At 64.1% G+C, this 16,263-nt stretch carries 15 protein-coding genes; 7 read left to right on the forward strand and 8 right to left on the reverse strand.

Translation table 11 applies throughout. The features are described from left to right. The first annotated feature begins 407 nt into the window (after positions 1-407). Together ABIB66_RS09665 and ABIB66_RS09670 are read left to right on the forward strand one after the other, a co-directional pair. Positions 408-671: a hypothetical protein gene (locus ABIB66_RS09665; RefSeq protein ID WP_354210272.1), complete on the forward strand. Its 264-nt coding sequence runs from the start codon at positions 408-410 to the stop codon at positions 669-671. A 41-nt stretch (positions 672-712) separates the two neighbouring features. Then, positions 713-895, forward strand: a complete 183-nt coding sequence (locus ABIB66_RS09670) for a hypothetical protein (protein WP_354210271.1) — start codon at positions 713-715, stop codon at positions 893-895. Between the two features lie 779 nt (positions 896-1,674). Here ABIB66_RS09670 and ABIB66_RS09675 read toward each other — a convergent pair. Continuing rightward, positions 1,675-1,893: a hypothetical protein gene (locus ABIB66_RS09675; protein WP_275169729.1), complete on the reverse strand. Its 219-nt coding sequence runs from the start codon at positions 1,891-1,893 to the stop codon at positions 1,675-1,677. Between the two features lie 226 nt (positions 1,894-2,119). Between ABIB66_RS09675 and ABIB66_RS09680 the strand changes: the two genes are divergently transcribed. The 4 genes from ABIB66_RS09680 (at position 2,120) to uraD (ending at position 4,732) form a co-directional block, all read left to right on the forward strand. Further along, positions 2,120-2,398, forward strand: a complete 279-nt coding sequence (locus ABIB66_RS09680; RefSeq protein ID WP_275169730.1) for a hypothetical protein — start codon at positions 2,120-2,122, stop codon at positions 2,396-2,398. Positions 2,399-2,487: 89 nt separating this feature from the next. Next, positions 2,488-2,901: a DUF3830 family protein gene (locus ABIB66_RS09685; RefSeq protein WP_007601448.1), complete on the forward strand. Its 414-nt coding sequence runs from the start codon at positions 2,488-2,490 to the stop codon at positions 2,899-2,901. Continuing rightward, positions 2,902-3,837: an allantoinase PuuE gene (gene puuE, locus ABIB66_RS09690; protein WP_354210270.1), complete on the forward strand. Its 936-nt coding sequence runs from the start codon at positions 2,902-2,904 to the stop codon at positions 3,835-3,837. It begins immediately after the preceding gene. 7 nt (positions 3,838-3,844) lie between these two features. Continuing rightward, positions 3,845-4,732 carry a 2-oxo-4-hydroxy-4-carboxy-5-ureidoimidazoline decarboxylase gene (uraD, locus tag ABIB66_RS09695; RefSeq protein WP_354210269.1) on the forward strand — a complete coding sequence of 296 codons (888 nt, stop codon included), beginning with the start codon at positions 3,845-3,847 and terminating at the stop codon, positions 4,730-4,732. Here uraD and ABIB66_RS09700 read toward each other — a convergent pair. Genes ABIB66_RS09700 through ABIB66_RS09710 form a run of 3 tightly spaced genes read right to left on the reverse strand, consistent with a single transcriptional unit; the run spans position 4,729 to position 9,696 of the window. Continuing rightward, complete coding sequence (locus ABIB66_RS09700; RefSeq protein WP_354210268.1) at positions 4,729-6,126, reverse strand: nucleobase:cation symporter-2 family protein; 1,398 nt, start codon at positions 6,124-6,126, stop codon at positions 4,729-4,731. The genes uraD and ABIB66_RS09700 overlap by 4 nt on opposite strands. Before the next feature lie 22 nt (positions 6,127-6,148). Further along, positions 6,149-8,872, reverse strand: coding sequence for a molybdopterin-dependent oxidoreductase (locus tag ABIB66_RS09705; protein ID WP_354210267.1), 2,724 nt, complete (start codon positions 8,870-8,872; stop codon positions 6,149-6,151). Next, a complete protein-coding gene (locus ABIB66_RS09710; protein ID WP_354210266.1) occupies positions 8,869-9,696 on the reverse strand; it encodes an FAD binding domain-containing protein in 828 nt (275 codons plus the stop codon). Before ABIB66_RS09710 ends, ABIB66_RS09705 begins: the two co-directional genes overlap by 4 nt. A gap of 153 nt (positions 9,697-9,849) precedes the next feature. Between ABIB66_RS09710 and ABIB66_RS09715 the strand changes: the two genes are divergently transcribed. Then, on the forward strand, positions 9,850-11,199 hold the full coding sequence (locus ABIB66_RS09715; RefSeq protein ID WP_354210265.1) for an 8-oxoguanine deaminase: 1,350 nt from the start codon (positions 9,850-9,852) through the stop codon (positions 11,197-11,199). Positions 11,200-11,317: 118 nt separating this feature from the next. Here ABIB66_RS09715 and ABIB66_RS09720 read toward each other — a convergent pair whose 3' ends face one another. The 4 genes from ABIB66_RS09720 to ABIB66_RS09735 form a co-directional block, all read right to left on the reverse strand. Continuing rightward, complete coding sequence (locus ABIB66_RS09720) at positions 11,318-12,394, reverse strand: BMP family ABC transporter substrate-binding protein (RefSeq protein ID WP_354210264.1); 1,077 nt, start codon at positions 12,392-12,394, stop codon at positions 11,318-11,320. 78 nt (positions 12,395-12,472) lie between these two features. Beyond that, on the reverse strand, positions 12,473-13,390 hold the full coding sequence (locus ABIB66_RS09725; protein WP_275169741.1) for an ABC transporter permease: 918 nt from the start codon (positions 13,388-13,390) through the stop codon (positions 12,473-12,475). Further along, positions 13,377-14,468, reverse strand: coding sequence for an ABC transporter permease (locus tag ABIB66_RS09730; protein ID WP_354057646.1), 1,092 nt, complete (start codon positions 14,466-14,468; stop codon positions 13,377-13,379). Before ABIB66_RS09730 ends, ABIB66_RS09725 begins: the two co-directional genes overlap by 14 nt. Next, positions 14,452-16,023, reverse strand: a complete 1,572-nt coding sequence (locus tag ABIB66_RS09735) for an ABC transporter ATP-binding protein (RefSeq protein ID WP_354254736.1) — start codon at positions 16,021-16,023, stop codon at positions 14,452-14,454. The genes ABIB66_RS09730 and ABIB66_RS09735 overlap by 17 nt, the downstream gene beginning before the upstream one ends. Between the last annotated feature and the right edge of the window lie 240 nt (positions 16,024-16,263).

A 16,263-nucleotide genomic window follows, 5' to 3' on the forward strand; every position in this document is an offset into this window, starting at 1 on the left:
TTGCGTAAAATGCGTCAGGGCCAGCGCTTCAAAGCGCGGCTCAACGAAAGGCCCAGCGGCCAAATCCATTGCAGCCAACTTTTGCAACAAAATCGGCCCTTTGCTGACCTGCGGCACGCAGCCGGTCGAGGACCGCTTCTGACCCAAAGCAGACTCAAATTAACGCTCACTTCGTGCCCGGTTCATCGGATCTGAAGCTTTTACGCAATCGCCGCAACCAAAGCTAAACCAAACACGTAAGCGAGAAATTCACCCGCTACTTCTACCCAAGGTCGCGGGAAAGGCGGGAGATCGCCATCAACATCGGACTTTGGGTAAACGCCTCTTCGCGTTTTTCAGCGCGAGGCAATGCCTGAGGCAATGCCTGATGTACTTCCTCACTGCCTGCTTGATCGTAGGAGCCCTGAGTGCCCACGTATCGTCTCGTGGTCCTGGAACTTGTTGCAGGACTTTCGGTTGGCCAGCGCTACTCAGCGGCTCGCGGCGCGGCGGCGTGCGCTTTGCCGGTGCTCTGCTTGGGATTTTTTCTGCTGCTGATGCTTCTATTAGGTCGCGTTCTAGGTTCGCAATTTACTGCCGTCACAGCGGACTGTTTGGTATTACTCGTTTCGATTTTTGCCGGGTTGTTTATCGGCGTATTTGGTGTCATCGCCGCGACGGACCGTCGTTGATATGATCCCGCAAAATCGCGCAGGCGAATGAAAGCTCATTAATGGGCACCATTTCCGCGATGCTGGTGATCACTACGTTCGTTCTAGGGTTTGTCGCAACCGTCCTGTGGGGGCCAGATTTCGAATGGCTTGGGCGGGATGTCGAGGATGCCTACATCTTCAAGATGGTTGGCATCGGACTGGTCGTGTTCTTCTTAATCGCAATCACCTTCCACCTCATCTGAGGTCCTACAAACTGGACGGTGTTGCGCCTCAACGTCAGCTTCTGGCCGATTTCGTTGCAAAAGTCGGCTGTGAGCGATGGATGGTTCGGCGATTTCGCTAAGGACGACCGGCTTGATGCGCCGGCCCTGACGCTCTCTACGCAACTGGAACGCTACGCAGTGCACAGAGCCCGAGCGGGTGGCGGACGAGCGCCCAGCGACGCCAGCCGCCGCAGGTTCTGGGCGATGCTGCCTTGGAAACCTCAGGAAGCAGACCTCGCGACACTCTGAGCCAATGGAGGACTCCGCACGGTTTTCCCATGCTGACCGACACGACATAGGTTCAGGCGGCTCCTCGGCTAGGCGATCAAATAGAAGGTGGTTGCCAGCGCCGCGGCGAGGACCGCGAGGACGCGAAGGCGTGTCTGAATCTCAAAAATGCGACTGGAAGATTGGCGCTACTCCCTCATACTCCGTCATTGCGAGCGCAGCGGAAGCAATCCAGTCTGCCGCCGCGCGGGGATTCTGGATTGCTTCCGCCTTCGCTAAAGCTTCGGCGGACAAGTCGCTGCGCTCGCAATGACGACGTGGAGAGAACGTGCCTCACGCTCCGCTCTCGTGCCCCGGACGCAGCGCAGCGTCCCTTCGACGGTGCGCTGCAGAGCCGGGGCCCATCTCGCCGCATTACGCCGTGTCGCCCCTGGGTCCCGGCTCTGCGCAGCAACGCTGCGCGCTGCAGCGCGTCCGGGACACGATTGGCTCACGATGACCAGGAGCAACCGAACTCTAAGCTTTCAATATCACCGTCCCGCGGGTGCAGACATCGCGCAGTTGGAATAGCGCGACCAGTCGGGCCCGGTCGGCTGCGACGGCCAGAGCGCGGCGTTGGAGTCGCGCACCGACTGGGTGATGGGATGGGGCTGCGCCTTGCGGACATGACGGCGGTCGTTCGCCGCGGCGGTCTGGATGGTGGCGGCGGCAATCAGCGTCGCGCCGAGAATGATGAAAGTCCTTTGCATTGTTTCTTTCTCCCGTGACGACGCCCGGCTGTGAGATGTGTGTTTTGTGTGGTCGCCGTCGCGGCTGACATGGCGACGCGCCCAGCCGATATCAGCGCTCGCGACATCACATTGGGGCGAGCCAATTTTCTAGCCTCGGCTAAATATTCGGCAATCGCGCCCGTAGCCCCGATGGACTTGACCTGCGCAATCCGGTTCAATGGACCAAATCTGGTTTCAGGCGACAATGATGTCGAAATATCTGCTGGTCTTTCTGCTGATCGCCTCGCCGGCCGTGGCGCAGGTCAAGCTGACCCCAAAAACATCGGCGGCGCATCCGGACCCCTGCGCGCCGATCGGGCGGACCGCGGACGGCAAGCTGGTCTACTCCATGAAATGCGAAAATCTGCCGGTGCCGCCTCCGCCGCCGCAGGCGGAACTGAGGGAGGCGCCGCAGCCCGCCGCCGAGCCGGAGCCGGAGACGCGGCGGAGTGGCGTTTTCGGCTGGTCCTACGACCGCAGGTAAGGGGCCGCGCCCCTTGCGCGAAGCCCGACGGAGTGCTCTTTGCCTGAAAATTCCCCGTGGGGCCACCGCCCCCGATCCAGAGAGATGAGATGACCAAACTCGTTATCCGCGCCGGCGACTTCACCTTCGATGCCCGTTTCGAGGAGCAAGCGGCGCCCAAGACTGTCGCCGCGTTCCGCAAGGCGCTGCCGTTCGAAAGCCACATCATCCACGTGCGCTGGAGCGGCGAGGGCGTGTGGATGCCGCTCGGCGACCTCGATTTCGGCGTCGGCTACGAGAACCACACCAGCTATCCCGCACCCGGCCAGATCATCCTCTATCCCGGCGGCATCAGCGAGACCGAGATCCTGATGGCCTATGGCGGCGTGCACTTCGCGAGCAAGATGGGCCAGCTCGCCGGCAACCATTTCATCACGCTGACCTCCGGCCTGGAGAATCTGGCAACGCTCGGCAAGAGCGTGCTGTGGAAGGGCGCGCTGCCGATCCGCTTCGAGGAAGTCTGAGTGACTGGTACCCGCTACCCGCGCGATCTCCGCGGTTACGGCCGCAACCCGCCGCACCCGCAATGGCCCGGCAACGCGCGGGTCGCGGTGCAGTTCGTCGTCAATTTCGAGGAGGGCAGCGAAAACAACATCCTGCATGGCGACCCTGCCTCGGAAGCGTTCCTGTCCGACGTGCTCGGCGCGCAGCCTTGGCCCGGCCAGCGCCATGCCAACATCGAATCGATGTTCGAATATGGCTCGCGGGCCGGCTTTTGGCGGCTGTGGCGGATATTCAGCGAGCGGAAGTGGCCAACCACCGTGTTCGGTGTCGCCACAGCGCTGAAGCGCAATCCGGAAATCGTTGCTGCCATGAAGGAGGCGGGCTGGGATATCGCCAGCCACAGCCTGAAGTGGATCGAGCACAAGGACATGACCGAGGCGCAGGAGCGCGCGGAAATCGCGGAAGCGATCCGCGTCCACACCGCAGCGACCGGCTCGCGGCCGCTTGGCTGGTATACCGGACGCTCCTCGATCAACACCAACCGTCTGTTGATGGAGGAGGGCGGCTTCCTCTATCTCAGCGATTCCTATGCCGATGATCTGCCGTATTGGGTCAAGGGCGCGAGCAGCAAGCAGCTCGTCATTCCCTATACGCTTGACGCCAACGACATGCGCTTCATCAATCCGCAAGGCTTTGCCGAAGGCCAGCAGTTCTTCACCTATCTGAAGGATGCCTTCGACGTGCTCTATGCCGAAGGCGAGAGCGCGCCGAAGATGATGTCGGTCGGCCTGCACTGTCGTCTCGCCGGCCGCCCCGGCCGCGCGGCGGGGCTGATCCGCTTCCTCGACTACGTCGGCAAGCACGAGCGCGTCTGGGTGCCGACGCGGTTGCAGATCGCACAGCATTGGCACGACAAGCACGCGGGCCTTGCCGACGATGCTTTCGAGATCGGATAGGGAAGCAATGTCACAGATCGCCTTGTCTGATCTCAATGCCGCGAGCTTCGATGATTTCGTGGCCGTACTTGAAAACGTGGTCGAGTACTCGCCTTGGATTGCCCAAGAAGCCGCGGCGCGCCGTCCGTTTGCCGGCATCAATTCACTGCTCGACGCGATCAAGGCGGCGATCGCTAGCGCTGAGCCCGAGGTGCAGCTGGCGTTGATACGCGCGCATCCCGACCTCGCGAACAAGTCCCAGCGCGCAGCGGGACTTACGCCTGACTCGACTGCCGAGCAGAGCAGCGCTGGTCTAGACCGTCTGTCGGACACCGAATATGCGGCCTTCGAGCGGGCGAACAATGCGTATCGCGAAAAATTTGGTATCCCCTATATCGTCTGCGCGCGCCGGCACACCAAGGATTCCATTCTGCGTGACTTCGAGTCGCGACTGCAGAACATTGCCAAGACCGAGACACGCCGTGCGCTCGAGGAAATCTCCCGTATCGCTGCGCTGCGGCTGGACCAGCTCGTCAGTGCTGACGACAAGCTGAAAGTGCACGGCTGGCTCTCGACGCATGTGCTGGACAATCACGCCGGCAAGCCCGCGCCGGGCATTCGTGTCGAACTCGTCGAGCTCGCCAAGCTTGGCGAAAGCCGCGTGATCGCGCGCGCCGTCACCAACGCGGATGGCCGCACCGACCAGCCGCTGATCGGCGGGCGTCCGCTGCCGATCGGCCGCTACGAGCTCCGGTTTAGCGTCGCCAAATATTACGCCGAGCGCAACGTGCAGCTCACCGACCCGCCGTTCCTCGACGAGATCCCGCTGCGGTTCGCGATCAGCGAGCCGGAAAGCCATTACCACGTGCCGCTGCTCGTCACGCCCTGGAGCTATTCGACCTACCGCGGCAGTTAAACATGTTGCGCGGATGAGACGACTGCTGCTGCATCCGCTTCCGCCGCAGCACCGCCGCTCAACCCGTTGAAGAAGGCGTTGAGCAGCACCGAGACGATCGCACACAGCAGGATGCCGGACTCCAGCAGCGGCTGGAGATCGTGCGGCAAATTCCTGAAGAAACCGGGTGCGGCGAGCGGGATCAGCCCGAAGCCGATCGAGATCGCGACGATGAAGAGATTGTAGCGATTGTTGCGGAAGTCGACCGAGGTGAGGATGCGTGCGCCTGTCGCGGCGACCATGCCGAACATCACGAGGCCGGCGCCGCCTAGCACGACCAGCGGCACGGCCTCGACCAGCGCGGCGAGCTTCGGCAACAGGCCGAGCACGAGCATGATGCCGCCGCCCGTGACCGTCACCCAGCGCGAGCGCACGCCGGTGACCGAGACGAGGCCGACATTCTGCGAGAACGACGTGTATGGGAAGGTGTTGAAGATGCCGCCGAGCAGCGTGCCGACGCCGTCGGCGCGCAGGCCTCGGCTCAGGGCTTCGCGGTCGACCGTCTTGCCGGTGATGTCGCCGAGCGCCAGGAACATGCCCAGTGATTCGATCATCACCACGACCATGACGACGCACATGGTGATAACTGGTACCAGGTGGAATTGCGGCATGCCGAAGCGGAACGGGATCACGAGCGCGCCCCAGGACGCCGCAGCGACCTTGTCGAAATGCATCACGCCCAGGATGGTCGCGAGCACGGCGCCGGCGATGATGCCAAGCAGCACGGAGACGTTGGCGAGGAAGCCGGTGCCCCATTTGATCAGGCCGAGAATGAACAGCAGGACGAACAGCGAGATGCCGAGCCCCTGCAACTGTCCGTAGGCCGGATTGGGAAAACTACCGACGACGCCGTCGACCACCTTCGTCAGCGTCGGCAGGCCGCCGCCGGCCCAGTTGATGCCGACCCGCATCAAGGAGATTCCAATGACGAGAATGATGCTGCCGGTGACGACGGGCGGGAACAACGGCAGCAGCCGGCTTACGAACGGCGCCGCGACAATGCCGAACAGGCCGGCCGCGATCACCGAACCGTAGATGCCGAGCAATCCGATATCCGGCGCACTCGCCATCGACAGCATCGGACCCACGGATGCGAAGGTCACGCCCATCATCACGGGCAGGCGGATGCCGACGCCAGCAAAACCGAGGCATTGCACCAGCGTCGCAAGTCCGCAGGCGAACAGGTCGGCGCTGATCAGGAAAGCGACATCCTCCGGCGGCAGCTTCAGCGCGCGCCCGATGATCAGGGGCACCGCGACCGCGCCGGCATACATCACCAGCACATGCTGAAGCCCGAGCGCGAGCAGACGTGGAACCGGCAGGACTTCGTCGACGGGATGGGCTTCGCTGCTCATGGATCAATCCCCCGAAATATGCCTATCCGAACTTATCGTGCAGCGCCGGAAACAGCCGGTCCGGCTTGAAGGGCGGCGCCGTGAAGCGGATGCCGGTGGCGTCCGCGATCGCGTTGCCGAGGGCGGCGGCGACCGGATTGTACGGACTCTCGCTCATCGACTTCGCGCCCAACGGTCCGATCGTGTCGGATGTCTCGGCGAAGAAGACCTCGGTGCGGGGCACGTCGGCGAAAGAGGGCAGGTGGTAGTCGCGGAATTTGGGGTTGGCGACGCGGCCGTCCGCGTCGATCACCATCTCCTCGTAGAGCGCGGCACCGAGAGCCTGCGCGACGCCACCTTCGACCTGACCGCGGCACTGCATGGGATTGGCGACGACGCCGGCGTCCGCCGCATGCACGCTCCTGAGAATCCGGAGCTCGCCGGTGCCCTTGTTTACGGCGACGCGAAAGCCTTGCACGTTGAAGCCGACCGAACGCGGCGTGCCGCCGGAATTGCCGGCGCCTGCGAACGGCTGTCCGCGTTCGCGCGCGAGCTTGGCCAGCTCCACAAAGGACATCCGCCGCACGCCACTGACGACGGCTTCGCCCTCGAGCGTGCAGCTGCCGACGTCGCAGAGCCATGCGCCGGCGGCGGCCGCCTTCAGCTCGGCCGCAAGCTGCATGGCTGCGGCATGCGTCGCCTTGCCGGCGACGAACATGCCGGCGCTGCCATAGGCGCCGGTGTCGTGGCCGCCATGGGCGGTATCGGACTGGCGCAGGCGGATGCGGTCGACGGTGGTCGCAAGCGTGGTTGCCGCGATCTGCCGGTGCACGGTGCTGGTGCCGTTGCCGAATTCGGCGGTGCCGACGGTGAGGTCGAAGCCGGCGTCGTCGTTGAGCGCGATCCTCGCATCTGCAAGATGGCCCGCCGGGGGCACCGTATCGATCATGGTCAGCGCGACGCCATCGCCGATCAGCCACTCCGGCGACAGGTCCGGCTGCGGGCCATCAGTCTGCATCGCGCGCTCAACGAGGTCGAGGCACTGGTCGAGCCCGTAGGAGCCGTAGTGCACGTCGTAAAATTCCGACGGCGGTGGCGACACCATGAGGTCGCCGGGCGTGACGACGTTGCGCCGCCGCATCTCGTAAGGGCTGATGCCGAGCTGCTTGGCCAGTTCGTCGATCGCGGCCTCGACCGCGATCAGTGTTTGCGGCAAGCCATAACCGCGAAACGCGCCTGCCGGCACCGTGTTGGTGTAGACCGCGTAGCCGTCGACCCGCTTGTTCGGGCAATTGTATACGCTGATGGATTCGGCCAGCGAGTGGAACATCACGGGGCCGGCGTGATTGCCGTAGGCGCCGGTGTTGGAGAGCACGTCGAGCTGAAGCGCGGTGAGCTTGCCGTCCGCGTCTGCACCGGCCTTGACGTGGACCCGCATCGGATGCCGCGTCGAGGTCGCGATGAACTGCTCCTCGCGGGTGAGCTCCAGCTTCACCGGCCGTCCGGTCTTGAGCGCGGCGAGCGCCAGAATGTCCTCGACGAACATCTCCTGCTTGCCGCCAAAGCCGCCGCCGACGCGCTCGCAGAAGACGCGAACCTTGTCCATGGGAAGCTCGAAGATATCGGACAGCGCGCGCCGGGTCAGGAACGGCACCTGGGTCGAGGTGCGGACATTGAGCACGCCGGAAGCATCGAGCCAGGCGAGGCCGCCATGGGTCTCCAAAGCGGCATGCTGCACACGATGGCTATGGAAGGTGCCCTCGAAGGTGACGGCGGATGTCGCGAGCGCAGCCGCCACGTCGCCGAATTCGCCATGCGTCTCCGCGGCGAGGTTGCGCTGGGCGTCGGCAACGCGGTTCGCGGTGGTGCGATCGGGATGAATGACGGGTGCATCCGGCGCCATCGCCTGCTCCGGATCGACCAGCGCGGGCAAAATCTCGTAGCTGACCTTCAGCCGGCGGCACCCTTCCTCGGCGGCGGCTTCGCTGTCTGCGACGACGGCGGCGACCTTCTGGCCGATGAAGCGGACGATGTCGTCGAGGACACGGGTGTCCTCGGGATCCATCCAGTCCTTCTCATGCCGCGCGGTCGACATCAGAGTGGTTGGCGCATCCTCATGCGTCAGCACGGCGTGCACGCCGGGAACGCTCAGCGCTTCCGACGTGTCGATCGCGACGATCCCCGCGTGGGCGTGCGGTGAACGGAGCAGCTTGATATGCAGCAAGCCGTCGATCTGCGTGTCGAACGTGTAGCGCGCCTTGCCGCGCACGACATCGGGGCCTGCTGGCGCCGGCAGGTTGCGGCCGAATGCGGCGCCGGCCTCGACGCTCTCCTCAATATTGGTCTTGCCGAGCAACGCATCCTCGATCGAATGATACCCGGTGCAGCGGCAGATATTGCCCTTCAGCGCCACGCCGAGATCGGTGCGCTGCGCCTGGTTCAGCGAGGCGCAGGTCAGGATCATGCCGGCGGTGCAGAAGCCGCATTGAAAGCCCTGTGCATCGAGGAAAGCCTGCTGCATCGGATGCGTGCCGCCGTCTCCGCCGAGACCTTCGATCGTGGTGACGGCGCGGCCTTCGGCACGGAACGCCGGGATCAGGCAGCTATGCACCGGCTCGCCGTCCAGCAGCACGGTGCAGGCGCCGCAATCGCCGGCGTCGCAACCCTTCTTCACGCCGAAATGGCCCAGCTCGCGCAGGAATGTGCGCAGGCACTGGCCCGCGCGAGGGCTCTGCGAAAACGGCTTGCCGTTGACCTCGAAGCTCATGACGGCGGTGCTCCGAGGAGTTCGTCGCGGATCTCCTCGGCAAGCCGCAGTGTCATGTGCTTGCGCCAGAGCGGCTTGCCGTGGATGTCGGTGTGGTACAGATCGTCGGTGATCTGCTGCGCGATGGCGTCGCGAAGCGCTTTCGCGTCGGGGGCCTTGCGAAAGGACAGCCGGATCGGCCGCACCGTCGACGCGGTGACCGTGAGCGCCAGCGTGCCATCGGCATCCAGACTGCCGATCAGGAGTGCCGCCGAGCGGCCGACCGGCGCCAGCGAGATCTGGCGGAAGGCCGTACGACGCTTCAGCGCGGCGATCGGAATATCGATCTGTCGGAGCAGGTCCCCCGGCGCCAGAAGGTTGCGCTGGTTGCCGGTGACGAAGTCGACGACGGGCATCATCTGTTCGCCGCCGCCGGCCTTCCAGATGGTGCAGATGCCCTCCAGCGCAGCCGTGAGCGAGATCATCGGTCCCGCCGGCAGCGACATGCAGAGATTGCCGCCGACGGTCGCCGTCTTCCAGATCTTGAACGAAGCAAGGAAGGCGCGACAGCACTGGTTGATCAGCGGCGCCGCGAACCAGTCTGGTGGGCAGGCGAATCCATCGAGCTGCGCAACGGTGCAGGTGGCCGCGATGCTGAAATGGCTCTCGGTGACCGTCAGTGCCGGCCACTTGAGGTCGGTGAGATCGATCAGCCGAGTCAGGTGAACTTGCGGCTCCGAGAACAACCAGGTGCCGCCCGCGAGCCAAGCATCACCTGGCGTCCAAACGGGCAGCTGCGTGCGCGTTTGCGGATGGGCGACCGCTGTGATGGTATTCAAGTCCATGGCGACGCCAACGCTTCCAACGAGTGAATCGAGCCAGGAGAAAGTCTTGCAAGACGAGCGCCAAGTCGCAACAACAAGTCGCAGCAAAAGCGCCATCAGGCCGGTACCTGCCTTGCAGGCCTGTCGTCAGCGGATGTGAGGAGGAGCAGGTTCATGAACGACGCAAAGCCGATCTGGATCAGGGATCCCCTGGCTATCCTCGCCGATGGCGCCGAGCGCGGGATCGTGGTGAAAGGCGGCCAGATCATCGAGCTGGTGCCGGCCGGCGCTGCGCCCGCAACCGCTGACGTCGCGGTGTTCGATGCCGGCGACCACGTCGTGCTGCCGGGCCTCATCAACACCCACCACCATTTCTACCAGACGCTGACGCGGGCGCTGCCGGCGGCGATGGACCGCGAGCTGTTTCCCTGGCTCCAGGCGCTCTATCCGGTGTGGGCGAAGCTGACGCCAGATGCGCTCGATCTCGGTGTCACGGTGGCGATGTCCGAACTGCTGCTGTCGGGCTGCACCACCACGACGGATCATCACTACGTATTTCCGGCAGGGCTCGAAGACGCCGTCGATATCGAGGTGGCGGTGGCCAGGCGGCTCGGCGTGCGCGTGCTCCTCACGCGCGGCTCGATGAACCTATCGCAGCGCGACGGCGGTCTGCCGCCCGATAGCGTCGTGCAGGATGAGGACACCATCCTCGCGGACAGCGCGCGCGTGGTCGGCAAGCACCACCAGCGCGGCGCGGATGCGATGGTGCAGATCGCGCTCGCACCTTGCTCGCCCTTCTCGGTGTCGACGTCCCTGATGCGCGCCACCGCCGATCTCGCCGACAAGCTCGACGTGCGCCTGCATACACATCTTGCCGAGACCGAGGACGAGAACAGGTTCTGTCAGGAGATGTATGGCTGCCGTCCGCTCGACTATCTCGAACAATGCGGTTGGCTCAATGCGCGGACGTGGCTCGCCCACGGCATCTTCTTCAATGCAGACGAGATGAAGCGGCTCGGAAGAGCGAAGACGACGATCAGTCATTGCGCCTGCAGCAATCAGCTCCTGGCCTCCGGCTGCTGCCCGGTCTGCGAGATGGAGGAGGCCGGTGTCGGCATCGGCATCGGCGTCGATGGCTCGGCCTCGAACGACGGATCGAACCTGATGCAGGAGGTACGGGCCGCGTTTCTGCTGCAGCGGGCGCGCTACGGCGTCACGAAGGTCAGTCACAGGGATGCGCTGCGCTGGGCCACCAAGGGCTCGGCAGCCTGCGTCGGTCGGCCGGAACTCGGCGAGATCGCGGTCGGCAAGGCGGCCGATCTCGCGCTGTTCAGGCTGGACGAGCTGCGCTTCTCCGGTCACGGCGATCCCCTGGCCGCACTGGTGCTGTGCGGAGCGCATCGGGCCGACAGGGTGATGGTGGCCGGAAAATGGGCCGTGATCGACGGCGCGATCCCCGGCCTTGATGTGGCAGACCTCATCCAGCGCCACAGTTCGGCGGCGCGGGCCATGCAGGCCGGATAATATCCACGCAAAATAAAAAATACAAAGAGGGGGCGACCACAAGTGCCGGGTGCTTCTGGCCACCCCCTCCGAACCTGTTCCGGGAGGAGCAGGTGATCTAGGCAAAGCAAGAAGCGTGCTACTTGCCCGGCAGCTTGTCGTCGATGCCTTTGACATAGAAATTCATGCCGAGGATCTGGCCGTCGTCGAGATTGGCGCCGCCCTTGCACTCGACAGGTTTGCCGTCCTGCCCAAGGACCGGGCACTTGAACGGATGCAGCTTGCCCGCGGTGATCGCGGCCTGGGCATCCTCGGCGATCTTCTTCACGTCGTCAGGCATGTTGGTGTAGGGCGCCATCGCGAACATGTGGCTGTCGAGGCCGCCCCAGCTGTCCTCGGATTTCCAAGTTCCACCGAGCTCGGCCTTGACGCGGGCGATGTAATAGGGACCCCAGGTGTCGAGGATCGAGGTCAGCTGGGTCTTCGGCCCGAACTTGATCATCTCGGAATCCTGGCCGAAGGCGAGCTTGCCGCGTTCGCTGGCGATCTGCATTGCCGCCGGCGAATCCGTGTGCTGCATGATGACGTCGGCACCCTGGTCGATCAGCGCCTTGGCGGCGTCGGCCTCCTTGCCCGGGTCGAACCAGGTGTTGGCCCAGATGATCTTGACCTTGATGTTCGGGTTGATGGTCTGCGCGGCGAGGATCGTTGCGTTGATGCCGGAGACGACCTCGGGAATCGGGAACGAGCCGATATAGCCGAGCACGCCCGACTTCGACATCTTGGCCGCGATCAGGCCCTGGATGTAGCGGCCCTGGTACCATTTGGCCGAATAGGTCGACATGTTCGGATTGCGCTTGTATCCGGTCGCGTGCTCGAAATGCACGTTCGGATATTTCTTCGCGACCTTCAGCGTCGGATCCATGTAGCCGAACGAGGTGGTGAAGATCAGCTTGTTGCCGGCGCGGACGAGCTGCTCGATGGAGCGCTCGGCGTCCGGGCCTTCAGGCACGTTTTCGAGAAAGGTGGTCTCGATCTTGTCGCCGAGTTCCTTCACCAGGGCCTGTCGTGCCTGCTCATGCTGATAGGTCCAGCCGAGGTCGCCGACCGGGCCGAGGTAGATAAAACCGACTTTCAGCTTGTCGGCGGCGGAGGCTGCACTGACGCTCCCGGCAAGCAAGAGCCCGGCAGCCAGCGCAAGAAGTGATTTCCTCATCATCAATCTCCAAACATCAGGGGAAAGCCACGATCCGCAACGTGTGCGCCCCATCGCACACGGCGCGGAAATGAAACGTTAGCGGTCAGGCACGAACACGGTGCCGAGCGCAGCCGGTGCGGTCGATCCGCCCGTGCGCGCACGGGAGAGCAGGACCAGAACGATGACGGTCGCAAGGTAAGGCAGCGCCGACATCAACTGCGAGGGAATGCCGACGCCCCAGCCCTGCGCGTGCAGCTGCAGGATCGTCACCGCGCCGAACAGGTAGGCGCCGACCACGAGGCGGCCTGGCCGCCAGGACGAGAACACCACCAGCGCCAGTGCGATCCAGCCGCGACCCGCGGTCATGCCCGGAATGAAGAAGGGCGTATAGGCGAGCGGCAGATAAGCGCCGGCAAGCCCGGCGCAGGCGCCGCCGAACATCACGGCGATGGTTCGGATCCGCAGTACGGGGTAGCCGAGTGCATGCGCAGAAACGTGGTTGTCGCCGCAGGCGCGCAGGATCAATCCTGGCCGTGTGCGGTACAGGAACCACCAGACGCCGACGACCAGCGCCAGCGAGAAATAGACGAAGGCGTCCTCGCCGAACAGCACGCGACCGATAAGCGGAATATCCGTGAGACCGGGAATGTTGAGATGCATCGCCGGCGTGATGCGCTCGCCGACGAAACCGGCGCCGATCAGGCCCGAGAGTCCGACGCCCAGGATGGTCAGCGCCAGCCCTGTCGCAACCTGGTTGACCGCAAGCCCGAGCGCCATCAACGCGAAGACCAAAGACATCAACGTGCCGGCGACGATGCCGAACAGTGCGCCGATGAAGATCGAGCCGGTCAGCCACGCACCTGCAAAGCCAGACGCGGCGCCGATGATCATCATGCCCTCGACGCCGAGATTGAGCACGCCGGAGCGCTCGGTTACGAGCTCGCCGGTCGCCGCAATCAGGAGCGGCGTCGAGGCGGCGAGCACTGCGAGAATGATCGCTTCAATGAGTTCCACGAGCCACCTGTCGGTTCGGGAAGACCAGCTTGAAGCGATAGAGAATGAGGGAATCGCAGGCGAGCACGTAGAACAGCAGGATGCCTTGAAATACCTTGGTGACGTCCAACGGAATCTTCATCGCGATCTGCGCCTGCTCGCCGCCGATAAAGGTCAACGCGAGAAAAAGGCCTGCAATTAATATCCCAAGGGGGTTCAACCGGCCGAGAAAGGCGACGATGATCGCCGTAAAACCGTAACCCGGCGAGATGCCGGGCTGGAGATGCCCGACCGGACCCGCAACCTCGATGATGCCGGCGAGGCCCGCCAGCGCGCCCGAGACGGCGAAGGTCAGGATGATCAACTGGTTGGAATTGAAGCCGCCGAACCGCGCGGCGCGGGGCGCCGCACCGACCACGCGAATCTCGAATCCCTTGATGGTGCGCCCGAGCAGGATCGCCACCGCGGCGACGACGAGAAGGGCGATGATGGAGCCGAGATGCAGCCGGCCGCCTTCGATCAGCAGCGGCACCGTTGCCACCGGATCGAACTCGGCCGTGGTCGGGAAGTTGAAGCCGTGCGGATCGCGCCAGGGGCCGCGCACGAGATAGTCGAGGAAGAGATCGGCGACATAGACCAGCATCAGGCTGGTCAGGATCTCGCTGGCGCCGAACTTCACCTTGCAGATTGCCGGGATCAGCGCGTAGAGCGCGCCTGCGGCGGCGGCGAGCACCAGCATGACCGGCAGCACCCAGGCGCCGGCGTCGGTGCCCTGCGTCTTCACCGCAATCCAGCTTCCGGCGACTGCACCGATCAGGAACTGCCCTTCGGCGCCGATGTTCCAGGCATTGGCGAGATAGCAGAGCGACAGCCCGATCGCGATCATCACCAGCGGTGTCGCCTTCACCGCGATTTCCTGGAGCGAATAGCTGTCGGTCAAAGGCGCGATGAAATACGCGTGCAGGGCGAGCAGCGGATTCTTGCCGAGGATCGCGAACAGGATGACCATGGTCACGATCGTGAGGCCGATCGCGATCAGAGGAGAGATCAGGGCGATCGTGTTGGAACGCTCGGCGCGCTTCTCAAGCACCAACTGCATGCGCGGCCTCCTTCGGTTCCAGCGTGCTGCCGCCCATCAACAAGCCGAGTCTTTCGCGCGTCGCCTCGCTGGTGGGGAGCGGCGCAGATAGATGGCCATGGAACATCACGGCGATGCGGTCGGCGATTTCCGCGAGCTCGTCGAGGTCCTGGCTGGTCACGAGCACGGCGGCGCCTGCCGTCGCGAGATCAAGCAGCGCCTGGCGGATGACGGCGGCCGCGCCGGCGTCGACGCCCCAAGTCGGCTGGCTCACCACCAGCACTGCGGGATTGCGCAGGATCTCGCGTCCCACGATGAATTTTTGCAAATTGCCGCCGGAGAGGGATGCTGCTTCCGGATCGCGCTTGGCCTTGCGGACGTCAAACGTCTTGGTTGCGCGGTCGACAGTCTTCAGAGTGGCCGCAGTATCGATGAAGCCGTGATGAACCATGCCGCTGGCGGCGTGGCCGGTGAGCAGCGCGTTCTCCGAAAGCTTCATGCGCGGCGCCGTGCCGTGGCCGAGCCGCTCCTCCGGAACGAAGGCCGCGCCGAGTTTGCGGCGCTGCGTGATCGAGAGATGGCCGGCAGCAAGGCCTTCGATCACGATCGTGCCGGGATCCTTCGAGAGGCGTTCGCCGGACAGCGCGGCGAACAGATCGTCCTGGCCGTTGCCGGCGACCCCGGCGATGCCGAGGATCTCGCCGCCTTTCAGCTCGAACGAGATGTGCTCGAGCCGCACGCCATGCGCCTCGCCGGGGGCGAGCGAGAGGTCGTTGACGACGAGGCGCGGCACGGTGGTCTGCCGGCCGGCGGCCGCCTTCACCTCCTTGATCTCGCCGCCGACCATCATGCGCGCGAGCGAAGCGGCGGTCTCAAGCCTGGGATTGCAGGTCTCCACCTTCTTGCCGCCGCGCAGGATCGTTGCCGTGTCGCACAGGCGCTTCACCTCTTCGAGCTTGTGGCTGATGTAGAGGATGGCGCGACCTTCGACCTTGAGCCGCTCCAGCACGACGAAGAGCTGGTCGGCTTCCTGTGGCGTCAGCACTGCGGTGGGCTCGTCAAGGATCAGGAATTGCGGATCCTGCATCAGCGCGCGAACGATTTCGATGCGCTGGCGCTCGCCGACCGACAATTGCCAGACCTCGCGTTTGGGATCGAGCGGCAATCCATAAGTCTTCGACACCTGCTCAAGCCGCGCCGACATGTCCTTGAAGGATTCTTTCCCGTCGAGGCCGAGTGCGACGTTCTCGGCGACGGTGAGATTGTCGAACAGGGAGAAATGCTGGAACACCATGCCGATGCCGCGGCTGCGCGCTTCCGAGGGACCGGACTGCACGATCGGCTGGCCCTGCCAGCAAATCTGGCCGGCGCTGGGCTGGATCAACCCGTAGATCGCCTTGACCAGCGTCGACTTGCCGGCGCCGTTCTCGCCGAGCAGCGCGTGGATTTCCGTTGGCCAGATGTCGATGTCGATGGAATCGTTGGCGAGGAAATCGCCATAGCGCTTGGTGAGCCCGATCGTCCTGAGGAGCGGGGACTCGCCGGAATGCAGGCTGTTAGCCGTGGGATCCAACATTCGCTTATGCGCTTGCATGGGATGAAGTGCCTCAATACTGAGCTAGTTTGAACCGTCGCGTAAGGTGTGAAAAAGCGTCATCCCTTGCTCAACGCTTCGGCAGCCAGGTGGTGTCGGCGAGTCGCGGCTCTCGCAGGCGGCGATCGTCCTCAAAGGCCCCCCGAACAGCCTTTGCAGTGCCGGCTTGCGCGTGACGCCTGTTGCAAATTTGTGACGGATCAAACCAAATCGGAACCCGCT

Origin of the sequence: Bradyrhizobium sp. F1.13.3, assembly GCF_040548265.1 — a bacterium.
GTDB lineage: Bacteria > Pseudomonadota > Alphaproteobacteria > Rhizobiales > Xanthobacteraceae > Bradyrhizobium.

What these genes read in the sequence shown, in the direction of transcription:
- ABIB66_RS09680 (WP_275169730.1), top strand. Translation starts at nt 2,120, where the DNA reads ATGATGTCGAAATATCTGCTGGTCTTTCTGCTGATCGCCTCGCCGGCC.
- uraD (WP_354210269.1), top strand. Translation starts at nt 3,845, where the DNA reads ATGTCACAGATCGCCTTGTCTGATCTCAATGCCGCGAGCTTCGATGAT.
- ABIB66_RS09735 (WP_354254736.1), bottom strand. Translation starts at nt 16,023, where the DNA reads ATGTTGGATCCCACGGCTAACAGCCTGCATTCCGGCGAGTCCCCGCTC.
- ABIB66_RS09715 (WP_354210265.1), top strand. Translation starts at nt 9,850, where the DNA reads ATGAACGACGCAAAGCCGATCTGGATCAGGGATCCCCTGGCTATCCTC.
- ABIB66_RS09675 (WP_275169729.1), bottom strand. Translation starts at nt 1,893, where the DNA reads ATGCAAAGGACTTTCATCATTCTCGGCGCGACGCTGATTGCCGCCGCC.
- ABIB66_RS09700 (WP_354210268.1), bottom strand. Translation starts at nt 6,126, where the DNA reads ATGAGCAGCGAAGCCCATCCCGTCGACGAAGTCCTGCCGGTTCCACGT.
- ABIB66_RS09730 (WP_354057646.1), bottom strand. Translation starts at nt 14,468, where the DNA reads ATGCAGTTGGTGCTTGAGAAGCGCGCCGAGCGTTCCAACACGATCGCC.
- ABIB66_RS09720 (WP_354210264.1), bottom strand. Translation starts at nt 12,394, where the DNA reads ATGAGGAAATCACTTCTTGCGCTGGCTGCCGGGCTCTTGCTTGCCGGG.
- ABIB66_RS09670 (WP_354210271.1), top strand. Translation starts at nt 713, where the DNA reads ATGGGCACCATTTCCGCGATGCTGGTGATCACTACGTTCGTTCTAGGG.
- ABIB66_RS09710 (WP_354210266.1), bottom strand. Translation starts at nt 9,696, where the DNA reads ATGGACTTGAATACCATCACAGCGGTCGCCCATCCGCAAACGCGCACG.
- ABIB66_RS09685 (WP_007601448.1), top strand. Translation starts at nt 2,488, where the DNA reads ATGACCAAACTCGTTATCCGCGCCGGCGACTTCACCTTCGATGCCCGT.
- ABIB66_RS09705 (WP_354210267.1), bottom strand. Translation starts at nt 8,872, where the DNA reads ATGAGCTTCGAGGTCAACGGCAAGCCGTTTTCGCAGAGCCCTCGCGCG.